The organism is Nocardia sp. NPDC004654, from assembly GCF_040609595.1.
Taxonomy (GTDB): Bacteria; Actinomycetota; Actinomycetes; order Mycobacteriales; family Mycobacteriaceae; genus Nocardia.
The window spans coordinates 285,821-308,850 of the sequence record NZ_JBEXKI010000007.1 but is presented as its reverse complement, the minus strand read 5'-3'; the positions used below and the strand labels follow the sequence as shown (position 1 = coordinate 308,850).

Genomic DNA, 23,030 nt, shown 5'->3' with positions numbered 1-23,030 from the left:
AACGGATCGCAGTGACCTTTGTTTCACCCCGCTCCACCGCCGTGTCCGCACCGCGCAGGGTCGCCGCCGCGACCCTGGTCGGCACCACACTCGAGTGGTACGACTTCATGCTCTACGGCACGGCGTCGGCGCTGATCTTCGGCAAGCAGTTCTTTCCCTCGCTGAGCCCGGCCGCGGGCACCCTCGCGGCGTTCAGCACGTTCGCCGTCGGTTTCGGCGCGCGCCCGATCGGCGGGCTGCTGTTCGGGCACTTCGGCGACCGGTTCGGGCGACGCACCACGCTGGTGGTGTCGCTGATTCTGATGGGCGTGAGTTCGACACTGATCGGCCTGCTGCCCACCTACGCGAGCATCGGGTTCTGGGCGCCGGTGCTGCTGGTCGTGCTGCGACTGGCGCAGGGCGTCGGTCTCGGCGGCGAGGGTGCGGGCGCGACCGTACTCTCCATCGAGCACGCGCCGCCGGGGCGGCTCAACCGATATGCGAGCTTCCCGCAGATGGGCACGCCCGCGGGGCTGATCCTGGCCAACGCGATGTTCCTCGGCACGAGCGCGCTGCTGCCCGATGCGGCGTTCCTGTCCTGGGGCTGGCGGATTCCGTTCCTGCTGAGCGTGATTCTCGTGGTCGTCGGGCTGGTGGTGCGGCTGCGCGTCACCGAGTCCGAGGAGTACGCGGGGCTGGTGCGACGCGGTGAGGTGTCGGCGTTTCCGCTGCGCGACGCGCTGCGCGTCGGATTGCCGCGGCTGACGCTGATCTTGCTGGCGGCGGTGGCGACCTCGGCCGTGGTGTACATCTTCATGGTCTTCACGCTCACCTACGGGACCAAGACGCTGGGGTTCAGCAGGGACTTCCTGCTGGCGGGCGTCATCGTGGCCGCCGTCGTGTGGTGCGCCACCATGCCGCTGTGGGGCGCGCTCGGGGATCGGATCGGCACCGCGCGGGTCTTCCTCGCGGGCACCGCGGCGCTGCTCGCGTGGTGCGCGGTCTACTTCCCGCTGCTGAACACCGGCGATCGGGTCGTGGTCTTCCTGGCGCTGATCGGGATGGGCGTTGTCCTGCCGATCAGCCACAGCGTGGGCGGCATCATCATCGCGGATCTGTTCCCCGCCGCGGTGCGGTACTCGGGGACCTCGCTGATCGTTCAGATCTCCGTGATTCTCGGCGGCGGACTCGCGCCGCTCATCGCGACGGCGCTGTGGACCGCGGGCGCCGGGTCCGGTGCGATCGCCTGGTATGTCGTCGCGGTCTGCGCGATCAGCCTGACCAGCACGTTCGTCCTGTTCTGGGTGTTGCCGCGGCACGCGAGCCGCACCGTGGCACGAGCGGCGTCGACCGAACCCGAGGCCGAGCCCGCACCGGTGCGCTGACCACCGCGCGGGCGACCGGGCTACGGCTCGCGACTCGGCGGTCCGGCCGGATCGGAGTTACCGTGAAGTGCTCACGACCGAACGGCGACGCGACGGAGGACCCGGACATGCACATGACCTACGACCCGGCCGCCGACGCCGCGTATTTCACCATCGCCGACGAGGTGGCGCCCGGTGAGGCGACCCGGCAGATCGTCACCCCGGTCGAGGGCGGAACCGTGGTTCTCGACTTCAGCGCTTCCGGCACCCTGCTCGGCTTCGAGGTTCTGGGCGCGCAGCGCATCGTGCCGACCGAAGTCCTCGGCCGAGCCCCGACCCCGCCGACGCACTCCTGAGTGATCGAACCTGAACCCGTCCCAGCGCGGACGAACCGCAGCGCACTCCCGAGGTGACACGTCTCGGCCGGTCTCGACGTGGACGAGTAGCGCACGTCACGCCGGCGGGTGCGGAATAGATCCGCGCGGCGGCCCGTTGAAGCTCACCGTCGGCGTCCGGACAGCCCCGGGCCGCACCCCTTTCAGTCGCTTCGAGCGACCACTCGCCGAGAGGCGCTTGTGGGACGTCGGCACCCCGTTCGTGGCACCGTTCGCCGGTGCCGGGGGACTGAGCGCCGCCAGGTGATCCTGGCGGCGTTTCGCGTTTCCGGGCCTGTCCCCGGCACGAGTTTCGGCGGTCGCCGACGGCCGGGTCGAACCGGTCGCAGTGTTCGTCGTTGGCCGGGCCGCACCCAGTCACAGCGTCGCCCAACGTCTGGGTTGCAGTGTCGGCCAAGTCCTAGCGTTCGCTGGCGTCCGTGCGCGGCGTCGGGCAGGCGCCGCCGGGGACGGTGGCGACTTCGAAGTGCCACCATTCGTTCGCATAGGTGAGACAGAGGCCCCAGCGGTTCCCGTGTTCTCGGAGCCACTGCGCACCCTCCTGCGGACCGACGTCGACGGCCTGACCCGCGACGTGGGTCGACTCCTCGGGCGGCAGCACCCAGCGGCGCGCCTCCTCGGGGCTGCCGTAGGTGGCGACGCCGTCCTCCCACATCGCCTGCTGCTCGGCGTAGCCGCGGTGACCCGAGTTGATCCACAGCGGAACGTCTTCGGCGTGCGCCGCGTTCTCGGCGAGGGTGTAGGCCACCGCGAGCACCGGATCGAGTCCCTCGGTGCCCGCGGCCGAACCGACGACCTCCCATTGTCCGGCCGGGGCCGCCAGCGCCTGCGGTGCGGCAGTGCTCCCGATCGCGGCCGCCGCCAGTACGCCGACCGCCATCCCCTTCCCGATGCCCTCACTCCACAGCAGCATGGGCGCCATAGTAGTGGCGGGCCACCACCCGCTCCCCGGCTCGGAACGATCGGGAGATCCACAACACACTCGGCGTCGATTGCGATGCGGCACCTGGCGAACCGGTCCCGTGCGGCACACGACACCACACCATTCCCACCGGGTCTCGATCTCGGCGCGCCATCGGGTTCGGCATCCCCCGCCCGACACCCATCACCCGCGCAGCAGTCGGAACCCGCGAACCGAGGAGGGAAAATGGTTGCCCGACAAGCACTTCGGCTGCACCACCGCTCCAGTCGAAGCCACTCCTCTCCGCTCGGCAGCGAAAGGGCGGCTGGCCGGGCGGCGAGCCGATACTGGACGGTCCTTTCGAGCACACCCCCGGAGCGGCACCGGTACGACCTCGCCATCACCGCCGGAAACCTGCAGTCCATGCCAACTCAGGGTTCACACCGGCGATTTCGTGTGTATTACCTGTGGAGAGAAACCCGGCGAGCCGCCTCCCGACCTCTCGAATCCACAGGCGTGTGGATAACCAGCAGTGATAGCGAACGGCTACATCCCGGCCCCAGATCGCCCCATCCGATCCCCAATCCGCTTGCCCGCCAATCCCACTATCCACAGGAAAGATCGCTGTCCACATAGTTATCCAGTGCTGTGGATCACAGTCGAGTGGGCGCTGCTACCAATCCCCTACTGCGCCCGGACGACCCGCACCAGCTCGCCGTCGATGTACTCCAATCGGACACGGTCACCGACCCCGACCGGAACATCGGTCTCCACCAGGACATCTCGAACCGCGACGCGTTCACAGGTCTCGGTGATCACTTCGCCGAAGCCGCCGTCGGAATCCGGGATCCAGGTCTGCACGATCGCCCACATCGGACCGACCCTACGCGCCGGACGAGCCGGAGCGATTTGTCCGAATCCTCCGCGCCGCGAGCCTTTTTCGCGGCCCCGAAACAAAGATGCGCCGAGGCCCGCGAACGGCCTCGGCGCAGCGACCAACCGGTCGGCTTTCCGGCTAGATCGGCTCGCCCCGCTGAATCGCTTCGGCGGCTTGACGATTGCGACCGATCCTGGCGCCGATCTCCACCCCGTACTCCCGCGCGTACGCGAGCGCGGTATGGATCTTCCGGGACTGCAGATCGGCTTGCCCGCTCAGCACGGTGATCCGTTGTTCCACCGGACCCTCCAACTCGAGCAGCCGTGCGACCACCTCCCAGATCTCCGGCCCGGCGGCCAGCGCGGCCCGCCGGTCGTGGATCGGCCCACGGAACACGATCCCCGGGTGCTCCAACTGGTCGACCCCCTCCCGAATCAACCTGTTCAGCAGTGCGGTCGAACTGGTTCCCTCCTGCGCGGCGCGCGCGACAAGCCGTCGCCCGGCCGATTCCGAGACGCGAAACGACGTACTCATTGCCCTCCTCGCTCGAAATTCATCGACCTACCCCGCTAAGGGTGCCTCGGGAGGGCGGCGATGCCACACCGGTGATCATGGTGACATCGCCATGTCCGCACGTCCCGCCCGACGCTGCGCGACGAAGTCAGCCGACCGCCGCGCGCCGCCGGTGAGCAGGGGGAACCGGGCGTCTCAGATTCGTTCCTTGGACCGGGTGCGCACCCGCAGCGCGATGGGCTTCTGGGTCTCGGCGAAGAAGTCGTTGCCCTTGTCGTCGACGACGATGAACGCGGGGAAGTCCTCGACTTCGATCTTCCAGACCGCCTCCATACCCAGCTCCGGGTATTCCAGCACCTCGACCGACTTGATGCAGTCCAGCGCGAGCCGGGCCGCCGGGCCGCCGATGGAGCCGAGGTAGAAGCCGCCGTGCTCCTTGCACGCCTTGGTGACCTGCGCCGAGCGGTTGCCCTTGGCCAGCATGACGAACGATCCGCCCGCGGCCTGGAACTGGTCGACGTAGGAGTCCATCCGGCCCGCGGTGGTCGGGCCGAAGGAACCGGAGGCGTAGCCGTCCGGGGTCTTGGCCGGACCCGCGTAGTACACGGCCATGTCACGCAGGTACTCGGGCATCGGCTCGCCCGCGTCCAGCCGCTCCTTGATCTTGGCGTGCGCGATGTCGCGGGCGACGACCAGCGGACCGGTCAGCGAAAGCCGGGTCTTGACAGGGTATTTCGACAGTTCCGCGCGGATCTCCGACATCGGCCGGTTGAGGTCGATCTTCACCACGTCGCCGCCGAGGATCTCGTCGGTCTGCTCCGGCAGGTACTGCGCGGGCTCGCGCTCGAGCTGCTCCAGGAACACGCCCTCCGGGGTGATCTTGGCCAGCGCCTGCCGGTCGGCCGAGCAGGACACCGCGATCGCGACCGGGCAGCTGGCGCCGTGTCGCGGCAGCCGCACCACGCGTACGTCGTGACAGAAGTACTTTCCGCCGAACTGGGCGCCGATCCCGAACTCCTGGGTGAGCTTGAAGACCTCTTCCTCGAGCTCCAGGTCGCGGAAGGCGTGCGCGGCGAGCGAGCCCTCGGTGGGCAGGTTGTCCAGGTAGTGCGCCGAGGCGTACTTGGCGGTCTTGAGCGCGAATTCGGCGCTGGTGCCGCCGATCACGACCGCGAGGTGGTAGGGCGGGCAGGCCGCGGTGCCCAGCGAGCGGATCTTCTCGTCCAGGAACTCCAGCATGCGCGTGGGGTTCAGGATGGCCTTGGTCTCCTGGTAGAGGAAGGACTTGTTGGCCGAACCGCCGCCCTTGGCCATGAAAAGGAACTTGTAGGACGGGTGCGCGGGATCGCCCTGGGTGGAGTACAACTCGATCTGCGCGGGCAGATTCGAGCCGGTGTTCTTCTCGTCCCACATGGTGATCGGAGCCAGCTGCGAGTAGCGCAGGTTCAGCTTGGTGTAGGCGTCGTACACGCCTCGGCTGATCCACTCGGCGTCGTCCACGCCGGTCAGCACGCCCTCGGACTTCTTGCCCATGACGATCGCGGTGCCGGTGTCCTGGCACATCGGCAGGATGCCGCCCGCGGAGATGTTGACGTTCTTGAGCAGGTCGAGCGCGACGAAGCGGTCGTTGCCCGAGGACTCCGGGTCATCGATGATCTTGCGCAGCTGGCCGAGGTGCGCGGGGCGCAGGTAGTGGCTGATGTCGTGCATCGCCTCGGTGGTCAGCAGGCGCAGCGCCTCGGGATCGACCTGCAGGAACGTGCGTCCGTTGTGCTCGAAGGTGCTGACGCCCTCGGTGGTCAGCAGCCGGTACGGCGTGTCGTCGGCGCCGGTCGGCAGCAGATCTGAATAGCGGAACTCCGGGGCGGTCACGGATCGCACTCCTTCGGGTGAGGCTGGGGCTCGAGCGGACCAGCGGCCACAGGCGGCCTGAGCCGGGCTGGTCACAAGCACAGGGAGCCTATCCACGGGCCGCGACCGACTCCGGGTTAGGCAAACCTAATAGTGCTGGCGGACACAGTGACCCACACCAGACTCCTCGGCACGGGCGCAAGGCCGCCGGTCTCCCATTGGTAAGCAGCACAAAAGGTTGCACGTTCAACCCCGGTGGTGCTACCTGTCAGATCCGAAGTTTGTCGCGCTCGACACGACCACAGCGAGGCAATGTAGATGACACGTCAGAGTTTGGAGGCTGTCGTGACCGATCCGCAGTGGCTCGACGATGTGGAAATGCGGGCCTGGCTGGGATTCGTGCGCACGCGCGACCTCATCGCGGCCGCCGTGGGGCGCGACTCCTCCCGGGAGTCGAACCTCACCTACGTCGAGTACTCGGTGCTTGCCAACCTCGCCGGCTCCGACGACCACCGGCTCACCTTCGCCGATCTGGCCGAGGCGCTGGAGTGGTCGCAGAGCAGGCTCTCGCACCAGATCACCCGGATGGAGAAGCGCGGGCTGGTGGTGCGCGAGCCGATTCCCGACGACGCCCGCCGCACCGCCGCGCGACTCACCCCGCGCGGCGCCGATGTGCTCGGCACCGCCGCGCCCGCGCACGTGCGCAGCGTGCGCAGGCACATGATCGACGCGCTCGACCGCGAACAGCTCAGCGCGCTGGCCGACATCTACGACACGCTGCTCGCGCACCACCGGCGGCAGCCGCCGAGCTGAGCGACCTCAGGCCGAGGCGGGCACCACCTTCGCCGTCGAGCGCTGCGGAACACCGAGCGCTCGTTCGAAACCGTTGGGCACCACCAGATCGTCACGGTCCAAGTCGGTGACGGCCGTCTTGCGCAAGCCGAGCAGCGCCGAGTCGATGCCGCCGCGCAGGATGTCGAGCACGTTCTCCACGCCCGCCTGTCCGTTGGCGGCGAGGCCCCAGAGGTAGGCGCGGCCGATCATCACCGCGCGTGCGCCAAGCGCCACGGCTTTGACGACGTCGCTGCCGCGGCGGATGCCGCCGTCGAGGACGACTTCGATCTGGCCGCCGACGGCGTCCGCGATGACCGGCAGCGCGCGGATGGCGGCCGGGGTGCCGTCCAGGTTGTTGCCGCCGTGGTTGGAGACCGAGATGGCGGTGACGCCCGCGTCGACCGCGCGCTGCGCGTCGTCGACCCGCATCACGCCCTTGAGCATCACCGGACCGTCCCACTGCTCGACGATCCAGCGCACGTCGTCCCAGTCCGGCGCGGGCGTGCCCATCCACTCGCCGTAGGCGCCGAAGAAGCCGGGCGCCGGGCCGTCGCCCACCGCCATATTGGGCGCGGTGAGATCGGGAATGTGCCCGGAGCGGACGTAGGTCGCCAGCCAGCGCGGACGAGCCAAGGTCTGCGGCGCGAACTTCAACATGGTGCGCAGATCCAGCTTCTCCGGGATCACCGGGCTGCCCCAGTCGCGGCCGTGCGAGAACGACCAGTCCAGCGTCAGGATGAGCCCGACCGCGCCCGCCGCCTTCGCCCTCGCCATGCGCTGCAGGATCTCGTCCTTGCCGCCGCACCAGTAGAGCTGGAAGAAGGTGGCCGGATTCGCCGCGATCACTTCCTCGATCGGCTTGCTGGCGAAAGAGCTGAGCCCCATGGCGATACCGCGTGCGGCGGCGGCCCGCGCCACGGCCACCTCACCGTCGGGATGCACGGCCTGCACACCGGTCGGCGAGATCAGCACCGGCATCGACAGATGCTGGCCCAGCACCGAGGTCGATTGGTCGCGCTCGCCGATCGGACCGGCGCAGTGCGGCGCGAAACCGAGTTCGGTGAAGGCCTGCTGGTTCTCGTCGATGGTCTGACCGCGCTCGGAACCGGCGATCAGCGCGCCGTACACCGATTTCGGCAGCCGCTTCTTCGCGCGACGCTGCGCCTCGGCGACGGTTTCGAACCAGGGATTCATGAGCTAAGTCCTTTCGGGGACGGCCACCGGCCACCAGTGCCGGGTTCTCTCGGTCAGGTCGTCGGTCAGCCGGGCGAGCAGGGCGCGCCCCTCCTCCGCGTGCGCGCCAGCGGGATCGCCGAGCACGCCGTTCGGGCTCACCGCGCGCACTCCCCCGGCGCGCAGCAGCGGCAGCAACTCGGCGAGCGAGCGGGTGTCGCCCTTCTCCGCGCGGTCCGCGCGCACCAGGTCGGGGCGCAGCGCCAGCTGCAGCGCGGTCTCGGCGCGGCCCGCGTGCAGACCGCCCGGATAGCTGGGCAGATGAACCCGGACGTCACGCGATTCACTGCGCAGCAGCTCCTCGGCGCGGCGTAGCGGTTCCAGGTTGCCGCCGTGCCCGCTCACCACGAGGACTCGGTCGAAGGTGTCGGTGGCCGAGCGGCACAGCTCCACGATCAGCAGCTCCAGCGCGGCCTGCCCGATGGACAGGGTGCCCGCGAAGCCCGCGTGCTCGCCGCTGGATCCGTACGGAATCGCGGGCGCCACAAGGACATCCGTGCGCGCGGCGGCCAACCGCGCGCAGAGCGCGGCGGCGATGTCGGTGTCGGTGGACAGCGGCAGGTGCGGCCCGTGCTGCTCGGTCGCGCCGACCGGCACGGCGAGGATCGCGCCGGCGGCGGCGCGTTCGCCCGCCTCCGGCCATGTGAGATCCGCCATGGTGCCCATGTCGGCGAGATTAACGTCACAGGCTGACAAAATCAATACTTTCAGTGACTGACAAAAATCGGCGCCGCAGCGGACATAATGGCTCCGTGACGACGACGCGGACCACCCGGGGCCGGCCCCGCGGCACCACCAAGCGCGAGCTCGAGGTCATCGCCATGCGCCTGTTCACCGAGCAGGGCTTCGACGACACCACCGTCGACCAGATCGCCGCCGCCGCGGGCATCAGCGGGCGCACCTTCTTCCGCTACTTCCCCACCAAGGCCGAGGTGCTCTGGCACCAGTTCGACGACGAGGTCGCCGCGCTGCGGGCGGACTTCGCGACGGTGCCCGACGACGTGCCGATGATGACGGCCGTGCGCCGAGTCGTGGTGAACGCCAACCGTTATCGCGCCGAAGACGTGCCCGAGTTGCGCAATCGCATGCACCTGATCGCCACCGTGCCCGCGCTGGCCGCCACGGCGGGCGCGCACTACGACGCCTGGGAGCGGGCGGTGAGCGCGTTCGCCGGGCGACGACTCGGCGAACCCGAGGACGCGCTGATCCCGATGGCCGTCGGCCGCGCCACCCTCGCGGCGGCGCGCGCGGCGTTCGACGCCTGGTTGCGCCGGGCGGACGCCGATCTCACCGTGTACCTGGAGGAGGCCCTGCTCGCACTGGAACGCGGATTCGTGGCGCGCACGTGAATTGCGCACGAGCAACCCGTAGGTTTCGGCGGCAATCGGGATGGGGTATGACTAGGCTCGGACTCGGCCACGGCCGAGCGCACGACGTTTACCGACCTACCCGTCGAAAGGGGCTGGAATTTCCATGTCCGAGGTGTCCATGAGCCTTTCGGCGGACTCGCTGGCCGCGGGACCGGTCGACAACCTGCTGCCGCAGCTGGTCGAGCACCTGCGCCAGAACCGCACCGCGCTGCGCGAGGAATGGGCGCGCCGCATCACCGACGCCCAGCTGCTCACCGCCATGACCCCGGAGGAGATCTTCTCCGAGGCCACCTCCATCTACGACAACTACGTCGAGGTGCTGGAGACCGGTAGCGTCGAAGCGCTGCAGGCCTACGCGCGCGACCTGTCCGAGCGCATCATCCCGAGAGGAGTCGAGACCGACGAGGTCCTCGGCATCGTGCTCTTGCTACGAGATGTGCTGGCGCGCTCGCTCTTCGAGAAGTACCAGTCCAACTTCGAGCTGCTCAACCACGCGCTCGACGCCTACGAACCGGCCGCCAACCGCATCGCGAGCACCGTGGCCATCTCGTTCGTGCAGGAGCGCGAGCGCGTCATCCGCCAGCAGCAGGAAGCCATCCGCGAGCTGTCCACCCCGGTGCTCCAGGTCCGCGAGCAGCTGCTGATCCTGCCGATCATCGGCGTGCTGGACAGCCAGCGCGCCCGCCAGCTCACCGAACAGCTGCTGCGCGCCATCCGGCACAACCGCGCCAAGGTCGTCGTCATCGACATCACCGGTGTGCCGACGATCGACTCCACCGTCGCCAACCACCTGGTGCAGACCGTCGACGCCTCCGGCCTGATGGGCGCCAGCGTGATCATCACCGGCCTCTCCTCGGAGATCGCGCTGACCCTGGTCACCATCGGCCTGGACCTGTCGAAGATGAACGCGGTCGGCGACCTCCAGGGCGGTATCGAGGAAGCCGAACGCCTGCTCGGCTACGAGGTGACCCGGGTGACCGATCGGGTTTCCGAACGCGACGGACGCTGATCGAGTCCCTGCGATGCCGGTACCTATTCTCAAGCAGGGCACCTATCTCATCGCGTCGGTTCAGTCCGCACTGACCGACGCCGATACCGAGCGCCTGCAGGACGACCTGATGAAACAGGTCAGCAGATACCGAGCGCACGGCATCATCGTCGACGTGACGGCGATCGACGTGATGGACTCCTTCGCCGCGAGATCGCTGCGCACCATCGCGCACATGACCCAGTTGCGCGGGGCGGAGACCGTCATCGTCGGACTGCAACCCGAGGTCGCGTTCGCCATGGTGCAGCTAGGACTCACCTTCGAGGACATGCACACCGCCCTCGACCTCGAAGAAGGACTGGCATGGCTGGACCGAAAGTCTTCCGTACGCCGCCAGCGAGACGGTCGTGACAGTGGCCGCTGAGAACGTGGTGATCGCGGTCAAGCTGTCCAGCGACATCGTGACAGCACGACAAGCAGGACGAGAATTGGCAGCGAAGCTCGGCTTCTCCCTGACCGACTGCACCATGATCTCTACGGCCATCTCCGAAATCGCCCGCAACATCACCAGTTACGCGGGTACCGGTGAAATCCGCCTGTCCGTCGACGACCGCGAGGGCCGCCAAGCTCTCGTGGTCCAGGCGCGGGACCAAGGGCCGGGCATCCGCGACATTCCCCGCGCGCTGGAGGACGGTTATTCGACCGGCCGGGGCCTCGGCCTCGGACTACCCGGCGCGCGACGGCTGATGGATCGGCTCACGATCGACTCCGCGCCCGGTCGCGGCACGTTGGTGGAAATGTGGAAGTGGGTACCCAACGGTGCATGAAGACGGGTTCATCGGCCGAATCGAGTGGGCGGTGGCCGGTCGCGCGTTACCGGGCCAGCACATCTCCGGTGATCGCTGTGTCGTCCTGGACGCGGGCGGCGGCACGGTGCTGTTCGCCGTACTCGACGGGCTCGGCCACGGCGCCGCCGCCGCGGACGCGGCCGACCGTGCCGCCCAGGTGCTCGCCGAGAATCGTTCCGAGCCATTGGACGTGCTGATGGTGCTGTGTCATCGGGCCATGGCCGACACCCGCGGCGCGGCGGTGTCGCTGGCACTGTTCGACGACACCGACATCATCCGCTGGCTCGGCGTCGGCAATGTCGATTGCCGGGTGCTCTCCGCGAGCCCGGCCGGGCTGACCGTGCGCGCCGCGGTCCTGCAGACGGGAGGGATCGTGGGCTACCGGTTACCGCAGACCCTGCAACCGCAGACCGTGCAGGTGCGCGCGGGCGACCTGCTGCTGATGACCACCGACGGCATCGTCACCGAATCCGCCGAGGGCATCGACCTTTCCAGGTCCACGGCGGAGATCACCTCCGAGATCCTGTCCAGGCATGCCAAGGACACCGACGACGCCCTGGTGCTGGCCGCCCGGCACCGCGGCGGGACGACGAACGGGGCGTCATGACCGATGCAGCGGGGTGCAGGCGAGGCGGGGTCGTGATCGGCGGTCGCCCATGAGCACCGTGCTCGCCGAATTCCTGGACGCCTACGCCGCCGCGCTGCGCCGCCACCTGGCCGCCCCGAGTCAGGACAGCCTGTCCGAGGGCTACGACCTCGGCAGGCGCGCGCTGGTCGAGAGCATCAGCCTGCTCGATCTCACCGAGAACCACTTCCGGCTCGCCACCGAGGCCGAACAGGCCGAGTACGAGACCGGCGCCACCGCGGAGCCGCCGATCGACACCGCGGCCGAGCCACGAATCGACACCGCGGCCGAGCCACGAATCGACACCGCGGCCGAGCCGCTGATCGACACCGCCGCGGAGAGCGGTACCGCACCGCAACCGCGAATCGCCGAGACCGCACTCGAATTCCTCTTGCAGACCCTCGCCGCGCTGGACATCGCCACCCGCGGCTACCTCGACGGCACACGCCGCTACGAGCAACAGCGTTCGCGCGCAGACGATCTCGCGGGCCGCGACGCCTTCCGCACCGCGCTCGTCGAATCGCTGCAGGACGGATTCTTCGTCGCCGACGCGCGCGGCACCATCGTCGAGGTCAACTCCGCCTTCGGCGCGCTCACCGGCTACGGCCCCGCGGACGTGCCGTACGCCGTGCCGCACCCGTGGTCGCTGCCCGCGGGGCCGCGCTATCCCGATCTGGGTACCGAGGCACTGCGTTTCGTGCTGCCGATCCGGCACCGCGACGGGCGGCAGCTGTGGTTGGCGGTGAGCACCAGCGCACTGGTCAAGCCGGAGAACAACGAGCTGATCTACGTCGGCACCATCCGCGACGTCACCGCCGAGCACGACGCGCAGGCCCGCGACCAGGCCGCCTCCCGGCTGGCCACCGCGGTGGGCGCGGCGACCAGCGTGGTCGAGGTGCTCGCGGTCGGCCTCGACGAACTGCGGCGCACCGTCGGCGCCGAGTCCGCGGTGGTCACCGTGTGGCCGAGCCGCAATGCCGAGCCCGAGGTCTACGTCTCGGGGACCGTCGAGCCGTCGAGCGGTACGGGAGTCGAGACCGACCCCGCCGCGCTCGACCACTCCGCGCGCGCCCTGCTCGAACGTGCCCGGCGCAGGCCGCCGCGCAGCCTGTTCGCGATTCCGGAAGGCGCGGAGAGCTCCGAGGGGATCGTCGCCCCGCTCGGTGAAACCGGCGACGCCGCACTGTGGTTGCGCTTCGCCGCGCCGCGCGCGATCAGTGCCGCGGACTGGACGCTGTTCTCGCTGCTGATCGGGCACTTGAGTCTGGCGGTGCAGCGGGCGCGCAACTTCGATCAGGCCCGCGCCACCTCGCTCACCTTGCAGCGCGCCATGCTCGGTCCCATCGAACTGCCGCCGCGGTTCTCGGTGCACTACGAACCCGCCCTGCCGCCGCTGGAGATCGGCGGCGACTGGTACGACGTGGTGCCGCTGCGCGACGGCACCATCGGCGTCGTGGTCGGCGACTGCGTGGGCCGAGGGCTGTCGGCCGCCGTGGTGATGGGCCAATTGCGCTCGGCGGGAAGGGCTTTGCTGCTGCGCGGAGCCGGGCCCGCGCAGCTGCTCGCCGAACTCGACACGGTGGCGAGCCGCATTCCCGGCGCGATGTGCACCACGGTGTGCGCGGCCGTGCTCGATCCGGTGCGCGGACTGGTCCGCTACAGCAGCGCGGGCCACATGCCGCCCATCCTCGCCGACGTCGACAAGCCGGGCAGGCTGCTGGAGGGCGGGCGCTCGGTGCCGCTGGCCACCTTCGACATGCCGCGCCGCCCCGAGGCCACCACCGCGCTGACCCCGGGCTCGACGCTGGTGCTGTTCACCGACGGGCTGGTCGAGCAGCGTGGCGTCGACATCGACGACGGTTTCGCCAAGATCGCGGCCGTGCTCGCCGACACCGCGGGCAAGCTGCCGCGCGAGGTGGCCGACGCGGTGCTCTCCCGGCTGCGCCCGGCCGCCGGCTACGACGACGACGTCGCGATGGTGGTGTACCGGCAGCCGCCCGCGCCGCTGCGCTTGGACGTCCCCGCCGACGCCGACGAACTCTCCGGCATGCGCCGCAAGCTCAAGGCCTGGTTCGCCGCCGCGGCCGTGCCGCACGATCTGGCCTCCGACCTGGTCGCCGCTGCGAACGAGGCGTGCAGCAACAGCATCGAGCACGCCTACCGCAACGGCGCGGCCGCGACCGAACGGGTGCGGTTGAGCGCGGAATGCGACACCGAACGGGTGGTCATCGAGGTCACCGACACCGGGACATGGAAGCCGCGCTCGGCCGATCCCGGTCACCGCGGGCGCGGCATCGACATGATGCGCGCGCTCACCGAGGAACTGGAGATCGACCACAACGGACGGGGCACCCGCGTCCGCATGTCCATCACCCTGCCCGCGATCAAGTCGCCGGTGGCGAACCCGCTGCGCGGTGCCCACCGCCGAGTCGCCGGGTGACCCACCGCCGAGGCTTGCCACCTAGCCCCAGGGGAACCGATCACCGGGCCTGACAACCGAGTCGCCGGGGAGCCGATCACCAGGCGTCACGACCGAGTCGCCGGGGAGCTGACCGCCGGGCCCCACCACCGAGCCACCGGAGAGCCGATCACCAGGCCCCACCACCGAGCCACCGGAGAGCCGATCACCAGGCGTCACGACCGAGCCACCGGGAAGCCGACCACCAGGCCCCACCACCGAGCCACCGGGAAGCCGACCACCAGGCCCCACCACCGAGCCACCGGAAAGCCGACCACCGGCCACCGATCTGCTGACACCACCTCCGGCGACGGGACTGTCATTCCCGTGCGGAACCCGTTGTCGTGATACCGAATTGAGCGCAGACCATGAGCGCGATCTCGACGTCGAGCCGGTTGGTGCCGAGCGAATGACCGAGCAGCTCTTCGGCTTTGCGGATCCGGTAGTGCACGGTGTTCTTGTGCACGTGCATGCGGGCGGCCGCGTCGGTGAGGCTGCCGCGCGCGTCGAGGTAGACCTGGGCGGTCTCGCGCAGCCGGGCCGTCGATTCGTCGTCGCGCATCAGATCGCCGAGCACTCGCCGCGCCCACACCCGCACGTCCGGGAGACTGTCCTTCAGCAGACCGGCGACGGCGACCCGGGGATATAGGGTGAGCTGACGTACCTTGGCGGCGGTGACCGCCACGCCGCGCGCGCATTGCGCGTCGTGGAACGTCTGCCGGAACCCGGCGAGCCCGGCCCCTCGATCTCCGACCGCCATCCGCAGCGACGGTTGCTTGCGCAACTCGGCTTCGAGCACGGCCGGATCGAGCGACGGCTTGCCCGTCGAGGAGATCCACGCCCAGCAATTGTGTTCGTCGACGAGGATGGTCAACGGTTGCTTGCCGGTCGCGGCGGCGAGCATGCCCACGCCGGTGCGCAGCAGATCGTAGGACGCCGCGGAGCCGGGCGGCGTCCAGATGACCGCCGCGAGATGCCAGCCGCGCAGCGAGGTCCCCAGCATCTGCTCCGCCGAGGCCAGATCCAGCTCCTCCCCCTCGAGCACCGCTTTGACCTGCGCGGCGCGCGTCGCGTCCGTGCGGGCGTCCCAGCGCCGCCGTTCGTTCTCGTAGATGTCGATGACGCCCTCGATGACCCCGTCGATGTAGCGGTTGATCCGCGCCGCGATCCGGCTGGTGGTCGCCAGCGCCAGCTCGGCCGAGGGATCGAGCGTCCGCAGCACGGTCATCGCCGTCTGGGCGAACATGTGCTCGCCGAGGCGGTACGCGCGCAGCAAAGCCTCCAACGACATCCCGTGCTGGGCGAACCGGCGGGCGTACTCGGCGGCGGCGGGCGGCACCGTGAGGTCGTCGAACGAGATGCCCAGCGTGAGCAGGTCGAGGATCGCGGCGAGGTTCGAGGCTGTGCTGGCTTCCATCAGCCGCCGCACCTCGTCGTCGTGCCGGAACTCCTCGATCATGTCGGCGAACATCGCGGTCATGTCCGCGAGCAGCCGTGGCAGGTCGGCCTTGATGCGTTCGGCCACCTCGCGGACCGCCGACTCGACGTCGTCGTTCCCGCCCGCGTCCGCGCCGCCATTCGGTTCGGCGTGTGGCCTGCCCCCGTCGATCGTCCGGTCATCAGGTTCGCTCATTTGTTCCGGACGATACGCCAGGTCAGCGGCCCGGGCGGGCGCTTACGCCAACCTTTTGTGCCACCGGCACAACCCGCGCCGAAAACTCTGGGATGCGGGCCCGTAGCTCCGCCTTCGCCGGGTACCTACCTTGGAAATGTAATCCGAGTCACGTACGCATTCGATGGTGAGGAAATGGTGCAGAACGTAGCCGAAATACCCTACGTGCGGGCGCTCTGGAATCCGACCGGGCCCTGTCTCGCGGACGATCGCGAAGAACTCGACAACGAGAATTTCGCGCGCCGCGTCCGGGCCGCCGCGACCGTTCTGCACACGCACGGAGTCCGGCGCGGCGACGTGGTCGCGGTAATGCTGCCGAACCGCCTGGAATTGGTCATAATCCTTTTCGCGGCCTGGCATCTCGGCGCCGCGGTCACGCCGATCAAGCCGGATTCGACATTCGACGAGGCGCACTATCAGATTTCCGACTGCGCCGCGAAAGTCGTGATCACGGAAGGCGGACGCGGACTCGACGCGCTGGACGTGGCCGACGTGGCCGGACCCGCCGTCGGGGTCGGCGCGCCGGTGCCCGCAGTGGCGATCGAGGACGACGCGACCGCCCTGATCATCTACACCAGCGGCACCACCGGACAGCCGAAGGGCGTCGTGCTCGACCACTCCAACATCGCCGCGATGTGCGCCATGCTCATCGAGACGCTCGGGCTGGACGAGACCGATCACAGCCTGCTGATCCTGCCGCTGTTCCACGTCAACGGGATCGTGGTCAGCGTGCTGTCGCCGCTGCTGGCGGGCGGCCGCGCCACCATCGCCGGACGTTTCTCCGCGTCCACCTTCTTCGATGTGATCGAGCGCGTCCAGCCGACCTACTTCTCCGCGGTGCCCGCCATCTACGCCATGTTGGTGGCCCAGGCCGCAGAGCGGACGCCGGACACCTCGTCGTTGCGGCTGGTGGTCTGCGGCGCCGCCCCGATGCCCGCCGAACTGATCGCGCGCTTCGAAACCCGTTTCCGTGTACCGATAGTCGAGGGTTACGGCCTGTCGGAGGGCACCTGCGCGTCGACGGTGAACCCGCCGCGCGGGCGGCGCAAGCCGGGCACGGTCGGGGTGCCGCTGCCCGGTCAGACCGTGGCCGTCATGGATTCCGACGGCGACCTGCTCGGCGCGGGCGAGCGCGGCGAGGTGGTGATCAAGGGCGCGAACGTGATGCGCGGCTACCTGGGCAGGCCGGAAGCGACCGCCATGACCGTCGTCGACGGCTGGCTGCACACCGGCGACGTCGGCTACTTCGACGAGGACGGCTACCTGGTGCTGGTCGATCGCATCAAGGACATGATCATCCGCGGCGGCGAGAACATCTACCCCAAGGAGATCGAGAACGTCCTGCACGCGCACCCGTCCGTGCTGGAGGCCGCCGTGGTCGGCGCGCCGCACGACGTGCTCGGCGAAGTGCCGGTCGCGCACGTGGTCGCCATGCCGGGCGCCGAGCTCACGCCGGCGACCCTGCTCGAGCACTGCGGCGTTTCGCTCGCCCGCGTCAAATTGCCGGTCGCCATTCATCTGACCGAATCGCTGCCGCGCAATCCGGTGGGCAAGATCGACAAGAGAAAACTGCGCGCCCTGGCGGCGCCTGCCTGAGCCGCACAGTAATTCGGCTCCGTAAGAACTGAACCGGCCACCGTCCGAACGCGATCGATGAGCGAACGGATGTCGATGCCGTGCACCCGAAAAACGATCGCGAGAAAGGTTCGAACAATGGGATTCAAAACGGGAGATTTCCCGCCCGTCGACGTGGACACATTCCTCGACCAACCGCTACGCGAGCGCATGCGCGCGCTGGCGTTGCACTGGGTGGAATACGGGTTCGGCAGTCCGCGAATGATCCACACCATCTATATCGCCAAACTGCTCGTGCTCTACACCGTCGGCGGCGTCGCGCTGGCGACCTGGACCTCCGGCGTCGGACCGTTCTGGGCGGTGGGCGAGTGGTGGCACGAACCGATCGTCTACCAGAAGCTGGTGCTCTGGACCATCCTGCTCGAGGCGATCGGCCTGGCCGGATCCTGGGGTCCGCTCGCGGGCAAATTCAAGCCGATGACCGGCGGCATCCTGTTCTGGGCTCGGCCCGGCACGATTCGCCTGCGGCCGTGGCGGCACGTGCCGTTCACCAACGGCGACACCCGCACGATCGTCGACGTCGGCCTGTACCTGGCCTTCCTCGGCTCGCTGCTGACGGCGATCGTGCGTCCCGGCATCCCGAGCGCGTCCCTGAGCACCGCGCTGCCGGACAACACGGCGGGGTTGGTGAATCCGGCGCTGCTGATCGCGCCGATCGTGCTGTATGTCCTGTGCGGTCTGCGGGACAAGACGATCTTCCTCGCGGCGCGCGGTGAGCAGTACCTGCCCGCGCTGATCTTCTTCGCGGCGCTGCCGTTCGTCGACATGATCATCGCGGCGAAGTTGCTGATCTGCGCCGTCTGGATCGGTGCGGGCGTGTCGAAGTTCGGCGACCACTTCTCGAACGTGGTTCCGCCGATGATGTCGAACAGCCCCGCCGTGCCGTTCCGGTGGATCAAGCGCCTGCACTACCGCGACTTCCCGCGTGATCTGCGCCCGTCCAAGGTCGCCTCGTTCCTGGCGCACGTCGGCGGGACCACGGTCGAGATCGTCACGCCGCTGGTGCTGCTGTTCTCGACCAACCACTGGTTGACCCTCGCCGGCGTGGTGATGATGGTGGTGTTCCACTTCTTCATCACCTCCACCTTCCCGCTGGCGGTGCCGCTGGAGTGGAACATCCTGTTCGCCTACCTGACGGTGTTCCTCTTCCTCGGGTACCCCGCGGCCGACGGCTACGCCGTGACCGACATGTCCTCGCCGTGGCTGACCCTCGGCATCGTCGCCGCGCTGGTGTTCTTCCCGGTCCTCGGCAATCTGCGCCCAGATCTGGTGTCGTTCCTGCCGTCGATGCGGCAGTACGCGGGCAACTGGGCCTCGGCACTGTGGGCCTTCGCGCCCGGCGCGGAGGAGAAGCTGAACAGCCTGCCGCACCGGCCCGCCAAGAACCAGATCGACCAGTTGCAGGACATGGGTTACCCGAAGGCGATCGCCGAGATCACCATGCAGCAGACCATCGCGTGGCGGTCCATGCACAGCCAGGGCCGCGGACTGTTCTCGCTGCTGTACAAGCACATTCCGGATCTCGACCGGTGGACGGTGCGCGAGGCCGAGTTCGGCTGCAACTCGCTGATCGGCTTCAACTTCGGCGACGGGCACCTGCACAACATCGATCTGATCGACGCGGTGCAGTCGCGCGTCGGGTTCGCGCCCGGCGAGTGGATCATCGTATGGGTGGAGTCCCAGCCGATTCACCGCGGCGTCCAGCGGTACCAGGTCATCGATGCGGCGCTCGGCGTTGTGGAGCGCGGAGAATGGCGGGTGCGCGACGCGGTGCGGACGCAGCCGTGGCTGCCCGACGGCCCGATCCCGCACGAGGTGACCTGGCGGCGCGCGGGTTACGAGGCGGCGACGCTGCCCGCCGCGCCGGTCCGCGAACCCGAGCCGTCGCGCGTCGGCTGACCCATGACCACCGGAACGGAGAGCGATATGAGCACAGCGGTCGTGGTCGGCAGCGGCCCGAACGGTCTCGCGGCGGCGATCGTGCTCGCCGAGGCGGGCCTTCAGGTCACCGTGCTGGAGGCCGCCGACGAGATCGGCGGCGGCGCGCGGACCAGGGAAGCGATCGTGCCCGGTCTGCTGCACGACCAGTGCTCGGCCATCCACCCGATGGCCGTCGGCTCTCCGTTCCTCCGGTCGCTCGACCTGGCTCGCTACGGGCTGACCTGGGCGTGGCCGGACATCGACTGCGTCCATCCGCTCGACGACGGCAGCGCCGGTGTGTTGCACCGCTCGGTCGCCGACACGGCAGCCGGTCTCGGCGCCGACGGTCGTGCGTGGCGGCTGCTGTTCGAACGTCCCGTCGCGCGCTACGACCGGATGAGCACCGACATCATGCGGCCGCTGCTGCGGGTGCCACGCCATCCGGTGAGCTTGGCGCGCTTTGGAATTCCCGCGCTGATTTCCGCCGACCTGCTCGCGGCGGCCTTCCGCACGCCGCAGGCGCGCGGCCTGTTCGGCGGCGTCGCCGCCCACGCCTTCCGCCCGCTGAACCGGCCGCTCAGCGCGAGCATCGGCCTAGGCATCCTCACCGCTGGCCACGCCTACGGCTGGGCCGTCGCCGCGGGCGGTTCGCAGCGCATCACCGACGCGATGGCGGCGCGGCTCGGCGACCTCGGCGGCAAGATCGAGACCGGAACTCCGGTCAGGTCGGTCGGCGATCTGCCCGCGGCGGAGGTCGTGATGTGGGACGTGGCGCCCACCGCCGTCGCGGAGATCCTCGGCGACCGGCTTCCGGCGCGAATCGGCAAGGCGTTCCGGCGTTTCCGCTACGGACCCGGCGCCTTCAAGGTCGACTTCGCCGTGCAGGGCGGTATCCCGTGGACCGCGACGGCCGCCCGCCGGGCCGGAACCGTGCATCTGGGCGGAACCTACGCGGAGGTCGCCGCGACCGAGCGCGACATCCACACCGGACGCATGCCCGAGCGGCCGTTCGTGCTCGTGGGTCAGCAGTATTTGGCGGACCCGGGGCGCTCGGTCGGCGACATCCACCCGATCTGGGCGTACGCGCATGTCCCGCACGGCTACACCGGCGACGCCACCGAAGCGATTGTCGCCCAGATCGAACGCTTCGCCCCCGGTTTCCGCGACCGCGTCCTCGGCGTCGACGTGCGCACCACAACGGATTTCGCCGACTACAACCCGAACTACGTCGGCGGCAACATCATGACCGGCGCCAAGGACATCCCCCAGCTCGTCTTCGGCCCGCGAAAGACCTTGCAGCCGTATGACCTCGGCCTCCCCGGCCACTACCTGTGCTCCGCCGCCACACCGCCCGGCCCCGGCGCGCACGGCATGTGCGGCGCCCACGCCGCCGACCGCGCCCTGCGCCGCCTCCGCTGACCGGCGACGGCATGCGAAGGTTTCGGGCGGCATCAATCCCCGGCTCGACGGACGTTTGCCGTCGGCGGTCGCGGGTATCTGACCGACGTCGAATTCGGTTGGGAGCGAGGTATTCCATGAGCAACTCGGCATCGGAGAGCAAGCCGGGCGCCAAGAAGTCCGGCGACAGCTACGACGACATCGAACCCTGGTTCGAGAAGCTGGCCGCCCTCGACGCCGACGACCCGCAGCGCCGCGCGCTGCGGGAAGAGATCGTGCACCGGTGTCTGCCGCTGGCGGGCAATATCGCCCGCCGCTTCGCCAACCGCGGCCAGGATCTCGACGACCTGCAGCAGATCGCGCTGCTCGGCTTGGTCCAAGCGGTGGACCGCTTCGACGTCTCCCAGGGCAAGCCGTTCCTCGCCTTCGCCGTGCCCACGATCATGGGCGAGGTGCGCCGCCACTTCCGGGACCACACCTGGGCCGTCCGGGTGCCGCGCGGCATCAAGGAACTGCACCAGCGCCTCGGGCCCGCCACCGACGCGCTGACCCACCGGCTCGGGCGCATGCCCACCGCGCGCGAGCTGGCCGCCGAACTCGGCGTCGAACTGACCGAGGTCACCCAGGCGCTCGTCGCACGCAACGCCTACACCGCCGACTCGCTGGACACTCCCGAACGCGGCGAGGAGGAAGGCGGGACGCCATCGATCCGGGAGACTCTCGGCACCGTCGAACCGTGCTATCGCCTGCTAGAGGACGCCATGGCGGTGCGACCGCTCATCGCCGCGCTGCCCGAGCGCGAACGTCGAGTGCTGATCATGCGGTTCTACGAGAACCGGACCCAGGCCGAGATCGGACGCCTGATCGGCTGCTCGCAGATGCAGGTCTCCAGGATCCTCACCAACACGCTCGACAGTCTGCGCGAACAGGCACTCGCGGAGCCGCCCGCCCGCGTGACCAGCGCGGCCTGAGGTGCCGCGCTCTGTCGGCCGAAAATCCCTCGCACCAATGGTTTCGGCGCTCATCCGTCGAGTGGCAGTTCGAAGACCGCCCGCGCCTTGCCGGGGCCCTTGAAGTCGGAGACGACCGAGACACCGTCGATGGTCCGGTCGCCGGGCACGTTCCGGAAACCGAGCGCCGCCCAGGTGCGGTGGGCCGCGTGGTTGCCCGGCATCGAGGTCAGGTAGATCCGGCGGCAACCCATCGTCGCCGCGGTCGCGCGCAGCTGGTCCATCAGGGCGCGCGTGACGCCGCGGCGGCGGAAGTCGGGATGGACCATCAGATCCTGCGCGTACAGGTCGGCCGGTTCGTCCTGGCTGCGAAAGGCGACGAGTGCGCCAGCGATCCGGCCGTCGATGGTCGCCACCGGACAGGTCGAGGAGAACAGGTTCGCGTAGAGCCAGTAGTCGGAGTAGGTGCGCGCGGTGATGTAGGGCATTCCCAGCTCCATCAGCGCGATCACCTCGGGAATCGCGCCCTGGCGCAACGGCTCGATGATCATCCGACCAGTCTGCCCCGCCCGACGCGGCCGAGGTCGCGAGCGGCTCGGCGGTCGGCGCGCGGTTCGCGGATTTCCGGCCTGCCAGCTGCGGCAGAGTCGCGGCGAGCAACAGCGCGTGGACTGGGTCTCGATGGGGTGGGTAGTCCCTCATTCCCAGGATCAGTGAGAGGAGGGCCATGAAGATCATCGTCTTGTTGCTGCTGGCTCCGTTCCTGTGGCCTTTCTACCTCGTCGTCTGGTGCTTCCAGAACCCGGACAAGACCAAGCAAGCTTTCGGCAGCCTCCGAGAGTCGATGCGTCGGCACCCCGGCGCGTGGACGTGGGCGGTCGCGGCACTCGGCCTGCTCATCGGTATCGGCAATCTCTTCGACGCCGAATTCGGTGGCGCCGCCGCGGGCTTCGCGATCGCCGCGGGCTGCATGGGCGTGCTCCTGAAATTGCGCCGCAATGCCGCCGCCGCCGTGGCCGCCGCCGTCTCCGCCCGCGCCGACGCCCAGCACCTCGCGTATCTGCGCGGCGACGAATGGGGCACCTACGGAACGAGAAATCGACCGGCCCTCTGACGGAACCACCGATGCCGCGGTCCCGTGCGTGTCGAACCGGCGGTCGCGGTCCCGGCGCGGCCCCTCGCGAGCCGAACCGGGCCGTCGCCGGGAAGGTGCGTGGGC

At 69.3% G+C, this 23,030-nt stretch carries 22 protein-coding genes; 14 read left to right on the top strand and 8 right to left on the bottom strand.

Going from position 1 to position 23,030, the window contains the following annotated elements; genetic code table 11:
* Positions 1–11: 11 nt before the first annotated feature.
* Positions 12–1,364 carry an MFS transporter gene (locus ABZV58_RS24635; protein ID WP_355002504.1) on the top strand — a complete coding sequence of 451 codons (1,353 nt, stop codon included), beginning with the start codon at positions 12–14 and terminating at the stop codon, positions 1,362–1,364.
* 62 nt (positions 1,365–1,426) lie between these two features.
* Positions 1,427–1,699, top strand: coding sequence for a DUF2283 domain-containing protein (locus tag ABZV58_RS24630; RefSeq protein WP_355002503.1), 273 nt, complete (start codon positions 1,427–1,429; stop codon positions 1,697–1,699).
* A gap of 439 nt (positions 1,700–2,138) precedes the next feature.
* Here the strand turns inward: ABZV58_RS24630 and ABZV58_RS24625 are convergent, their stop codons facing one another.
* The 4 genes from ABZV58_RS24625 to ABZV58_RS24610 form a co-directional block, all read right to left on the bottom strand.
* Entirely contained in the window at positions 2,139–2,651 is a 513-nt protein-coding gene (locus tag ABZV58_RS24625) for a M15 family metallopeptidase (protein WP_355002502.1), read from the bottom strand.
* Between the two features lie 672 nt (positions 2,652–3,323).
* Positions 3,324–3,512, bottom strand: a complete 189-nt coding sequence (locus ABZV58_RS24620; RefSeq protein WP_355002501.1) for a hypothetical protein — start codon at positions 3,510–3,512, stop codon at positions 3,324–3,326.
* 142 nt (positions 3,513–3,654) lie between these two features.
* Entirely contained in the window at positions 3,655–4,050 is a 396-nt protein-coding gene (locus tag ABZV58_RS24615; protein ID WP_355002500.1) for a hypothetical protein, read from the bottom strand.
* A 174-nt stretch (positions 4,051–4,224) separates the two neighbouring features.
* Positions 4,225–5,901 (bottom strand): fumarate hydratase, encoded by a 1,677-nt coding sequence (locus ABZV58_RS24610; protein ID WP_355002499.1) that lies wholly within the window; start codon positions 5,899–5,901, stop codon positions 4,225–4,227.
* Between the two features lie 324 nt (positions 5,902–6,225).
* Here ABZV58_RS24610 and ABZV58_RS24605 point away from each other — a divergent pair, with 324 nt between their 5' ends.
* Positions 6,226–6,693 (top strand): MarR family winged helix-turn-helix transcriptional regulator, encoded by a 468-nt coding sequence (locus tag ABZV58_RS24605; RefSeq protein WP_355002498.1) that lies wholly within the window; start codon positions 6,226–6,228, stop codon positions 6,691–6,693.
* 6 nt (positions 6,694–6,699) lie between these two features.
* Here ABZV58_RS24605 and mftD read toward each other — a convergent pair whose 3' ends face one another.
* On the bottom strand, positions 6,700–7,908 hold the full coding sequence (gene mftD, locus ABZV58_RS24600; protein WP_355002497.1) for a pre-mycofactocin synthase MftD: 1,209 nt from the start codon (positions 7,906–7,908) through the stop codon (positions 6,700–6,702).
* 3 nt (positions 7,909–7,911) lie between these two features.
* Complete coding sequence (gene mftE, locus ABZV58_RS24595; RefSeq protein WP_355002496.1) at positions 7,912–8,613, bottom strand: mycofactocin biosynthesis peptidyl-dipeptidase MftE; 702 nt, start codon at positions 8,611–8,613, stop codon at positions 7,912–7,914.
* Between the two features lie 86 nt (positions 8,614–8,699).
* Here mftE and mftR point away from each other — a divergent pair, with 86 nt between their 5' ends.
* The 6 genes from mftR (at position 8,700) to ABZV58_RS24565 (ending at position 14,218) form a co-directional block, all read left to right on the top strand.
* Positions 8,700–9,296, top strand: coding sequence for a mycofactocin system transcriptional regulator (mftR, locus tag ABZV58_RS24590; protein WP_355002495.1), 597 nt, complete (start codon positions 8,700–8,702; stop codon positions 9,294–9,296).
* Between the two features lie 124 nt (positions 9,297–9,420).
* Entirely contained in the window at positions 9,421–10,326 is a 906-nt protein-coding gene (locus tag ABZV58_RS24585) for an STAS domain-containing protein (protein ID WP_141810165.1), read from the top strand.
* Between the two features lie 13 nt (positions 10,327–10,339).
* Positions 10,340–10,729 carry an STAS domain-containing protein gene (locus ABZV58_RS24580; protein ID WP_067781095.1) on the top strand — a complete coding sequence of 130 codons (390 nt, stop codon included), beginning with the start codon at positions 10,340–10,342 and terminating at the stop codon, positions 10,727–10,729.
* The gene (locus tag ABZV58_RS24575) at positions 10,719–11,132 is read left to right on the top strand and encodes an anti-sigma regulatory factor (protein ID WP_141811885.1); all 414 of its coding nucleotides are present in this window, start codon (positions 10,719–10,721) and stop codon (positions 11,130–11,132) included. The genes ABZV58_RS24580 and ABZV58_RS24575 overlap by 11 nt, the downstream gene beginning before the upstream one ends.
* On the top strand, positions 11,125–11,760 hold the full coding sequence (locus tag ABZV58_RS24570; protein ID WP_355002494.1) for a SpoIIE family protein phosphatase: 636 nt from the start codon (positions 11,125–11,127) through the stop codon (positions 11,758–11,760). The genes ABZV58_RS24575 and ABZV58_RS24570 overlap by 8 nt, the downstream gene beginning before the upstream one ends.
* 49 nt (positions 11,761–11,809) lie before the next feature.
* Positions 11,810–14,218, top strand: coding sequence for a SpoIIE family protein phosphatase (locus ABZV58_RS24565; RefSeq protein WP_355002493.1), 2,409 nt, complete (start codon positions 11,810–11,812; stop codon positions 14,216–14,218).
* Positions 14,219–14,555: 337 nt separating this feature from the next.
* Here the strand turns inward: ABZV58_RS24565 and ABZV58_RS24560 are convergent, their stop codons facing one another.
* Entirely contained in the window at positions 14,556–15,869 is a 1,314-nt protein-coding gene (locus ABZV58_RS24560; protein WP_355002492.1) for a helix-turn-helix domain-containing protein, read from the bottom strand.
* A 174-nt stretch (positions 15,870–16,043) separates the two neighbouring features.
* Between ABZV58_RS24560 and ABZV58_RS24555 the strand changes: the two genes are divergently transcribed.
* From ABZV58_RS24555 to ABZV58_RS24540, 4 genes are all read left to right on the top strand, one after another.
* The gene (locus ABZV58_RS24555; protein WP_355002491.1) at positions 16,044–17,504 is read left to right on the top strand and encodes an AMP-binding protein; all 1,461 of its coding nucleotides are present in this window, start codon (positions 16,044–16,046) and stop codon (positions 17,502–17,504) included.
* Positions 17,505–17,621: 117 nt separating this feature from the next.
* Positions 17,622–19,442 carry a DUF3556 domain-containing protein gene (locus ABZV58_RS24550; RefSeq protein ID WP_355002490.1) on the top strand — a complete coding sequence of 607 codons (1,821 nt, stop codon included), beginning with the start codon at positions 17,622–17,624 and terminating at the stop codon, positions 19,440–19,442.
* A gap of 27 nt (positions 19,443–19,469) precedes the next feature.
* Positions 19,470–20,882, top strand: a complete 1,413-nt coding sequence (locus ABZV58_RS24545; RefSeq protein WP_355002489.1) for an NAD(P)/FAD-dependent oxidoreductase — start codon at positions 19,470–19,472, stop codon at positions 20,880–20,882.
* A gap of 116 nt (positions 20,883–20,998) precedes the next feature.
* Positions 20,999–21,832: an RNA polymerase sigma factor SigF gene (locus ABZV58_RS24540; protein WP_355002488.1), complete on the top strand. Its 834-nt coding sequence runs from the start codon at positions 20,999–21,001 to the stop codon at positions 21,830–21,832.
* 50 nt (positions 21,833–21,882) lie between these two features.
* On the opposite strand, the gene ABZV58_RS24535 is transcribed toward ABZV58_RS24540, so the two are convergent.
* The gene (locus tag ABZV58_RS24535) at positions 21,883–22,362 is read right to left on the bottom strand and encodes a GNAT family N-acetyltransferase (protein ID WP_355002487.1); all 480 of its coding nucleotides are present in this window, start codon (positions 22,360–22,362) and stop codon (positions 21,883–21,885) included.
* 176 nt (positions 22,363–22,538) lie between these two features.
* On the opposite strand from ABZV58_RS24535, the gene ABZV58_RS24530 reads away from it, so the two are divergent.
* Positions 22,539–22,925 carry a hypothetical protein gene (locus ABZV58_RS24530; protein ID WP_355002486.1) on the top strand — a complete coding sequence of 129 codons (387 nt, stop codon included), beginning with the start codon at positions 22,539–22,541 and terminating at the stop codon, positions 22,923–22,925.
* Positions 22,926–23,030 lie beyond the last annotated feature (105 nt).

Excerpts from the sequence above, each read along its gene's own strand:
- ABZV58_RS24625 (WP_355002502.1), bottom strand. The coding sequence starts at position 2,651 with ATGCTGCTGTGGAGTGAGGGCATCGGGAAGGGGATGGCGGTCGGCGTA.
- ABZV58_RS24620 (WP_355002501.1), bottom strand. The coding sequence starts at position 3,512 with ATGTGGGCGATCGTGCAGACCTGGATCCCGGATTCCGACGGCGGCTTC.
- ABZV58_RS24615 (WP_355002500.1), bottom strand. The coding sequence starts at position 4,050 with ATGAGTACGTCGTTTCGCGTCTCGGAATCGGCCGGGCGACGGCTTGTC.
- mftD (WP_355002497.1), bottom strand. The coding sequence starts at position 7,908 with ATGAATCCCTGGTTCGAAACCGTCGCCGAGGCGCAGCGTCGCGCGAAG.
- mftE (WP_355002496.1), bottom strand. The coding sequence starts at position 8,613 with ATGGGCACCATGGCGGATCTCACATGGCCGGAGGCGGGCGAACGCGCC.
- ABZV58_RS24585 (WP_141810165.1), top strand. The coding sequence starts at position 9,421 with ATGTCCGAGGTGTCCATGAGCCTTTCGGCGGACTCGCTGGCCGCGGGA.
- ABZV58_RS24580 (WP_067781095.1), top strand. The coding sequence starts at position 10,340 with ATGCCGGTACCTATTCTCAAGCAGGGCACCTATCTCATCGCGTCGGTT.
- ABZV58_RS24565 (WP_355002493.1), top strand. The coding sequence starts at position 11,810 with ATGAGCACCGTGCTCGCCGAATTCCTGGACGCCTACGCCGCCGCGCTG.
- ABZV58_RS24560 (WP_355002492.1), bottom strand. The coding sequence starts at position 15,869 with ATGAGCGAACCTGATGACCGGACGATCGACGGGGGCAGGCCACACGCC.
- ABZV58_RS24555 (WP_355002491.1), top strand. The coding sequence starts at position 16,044 with ATGGTGCAGAACGTAGCCGAAATACCCTACGTGCGGGCGCTCTGGAAT.
- ABZV58_RS24550 (WP_355002490.1), top strand. The coding sequence starts at position 17,622 with ATGGGATTCAAAACGGGAGATTTCCCGCCCGTCGACGTGGACACATTC.
- ABZV58_RS24545 (WP_355002489.1), top strand. The coding sequence starts at position 19,470 with ATGAGCACAGCGGTCGTGGTCGGCAGCGGCCCGAACGGTCTCGCGGCG.
- ABZV58_RS24540 (WP_355002488.1), top strand. The coding sequence starts at position 20,999 with ATGAGCAACTCGGCATCGGAGAGCAAGCCGGGCGCCAAGAAGTCCGGC.
- ABZV58_RS24535 (WP_355002487.1), bottom strand. The coding sequence starts at position 22,362 with ATGATCATCGAGCCGTTGCGCCAGGGCGCGATTCCCGAGGTGATCGCG.
- ABZV58_RS24530 (WP_355002486.1), top strand. The coding sequence starts at position 22,539 with ATGAAGATCATCGTCTTGTTGCTGCTGGCTCCGTTCCTGTGGCCTTTC.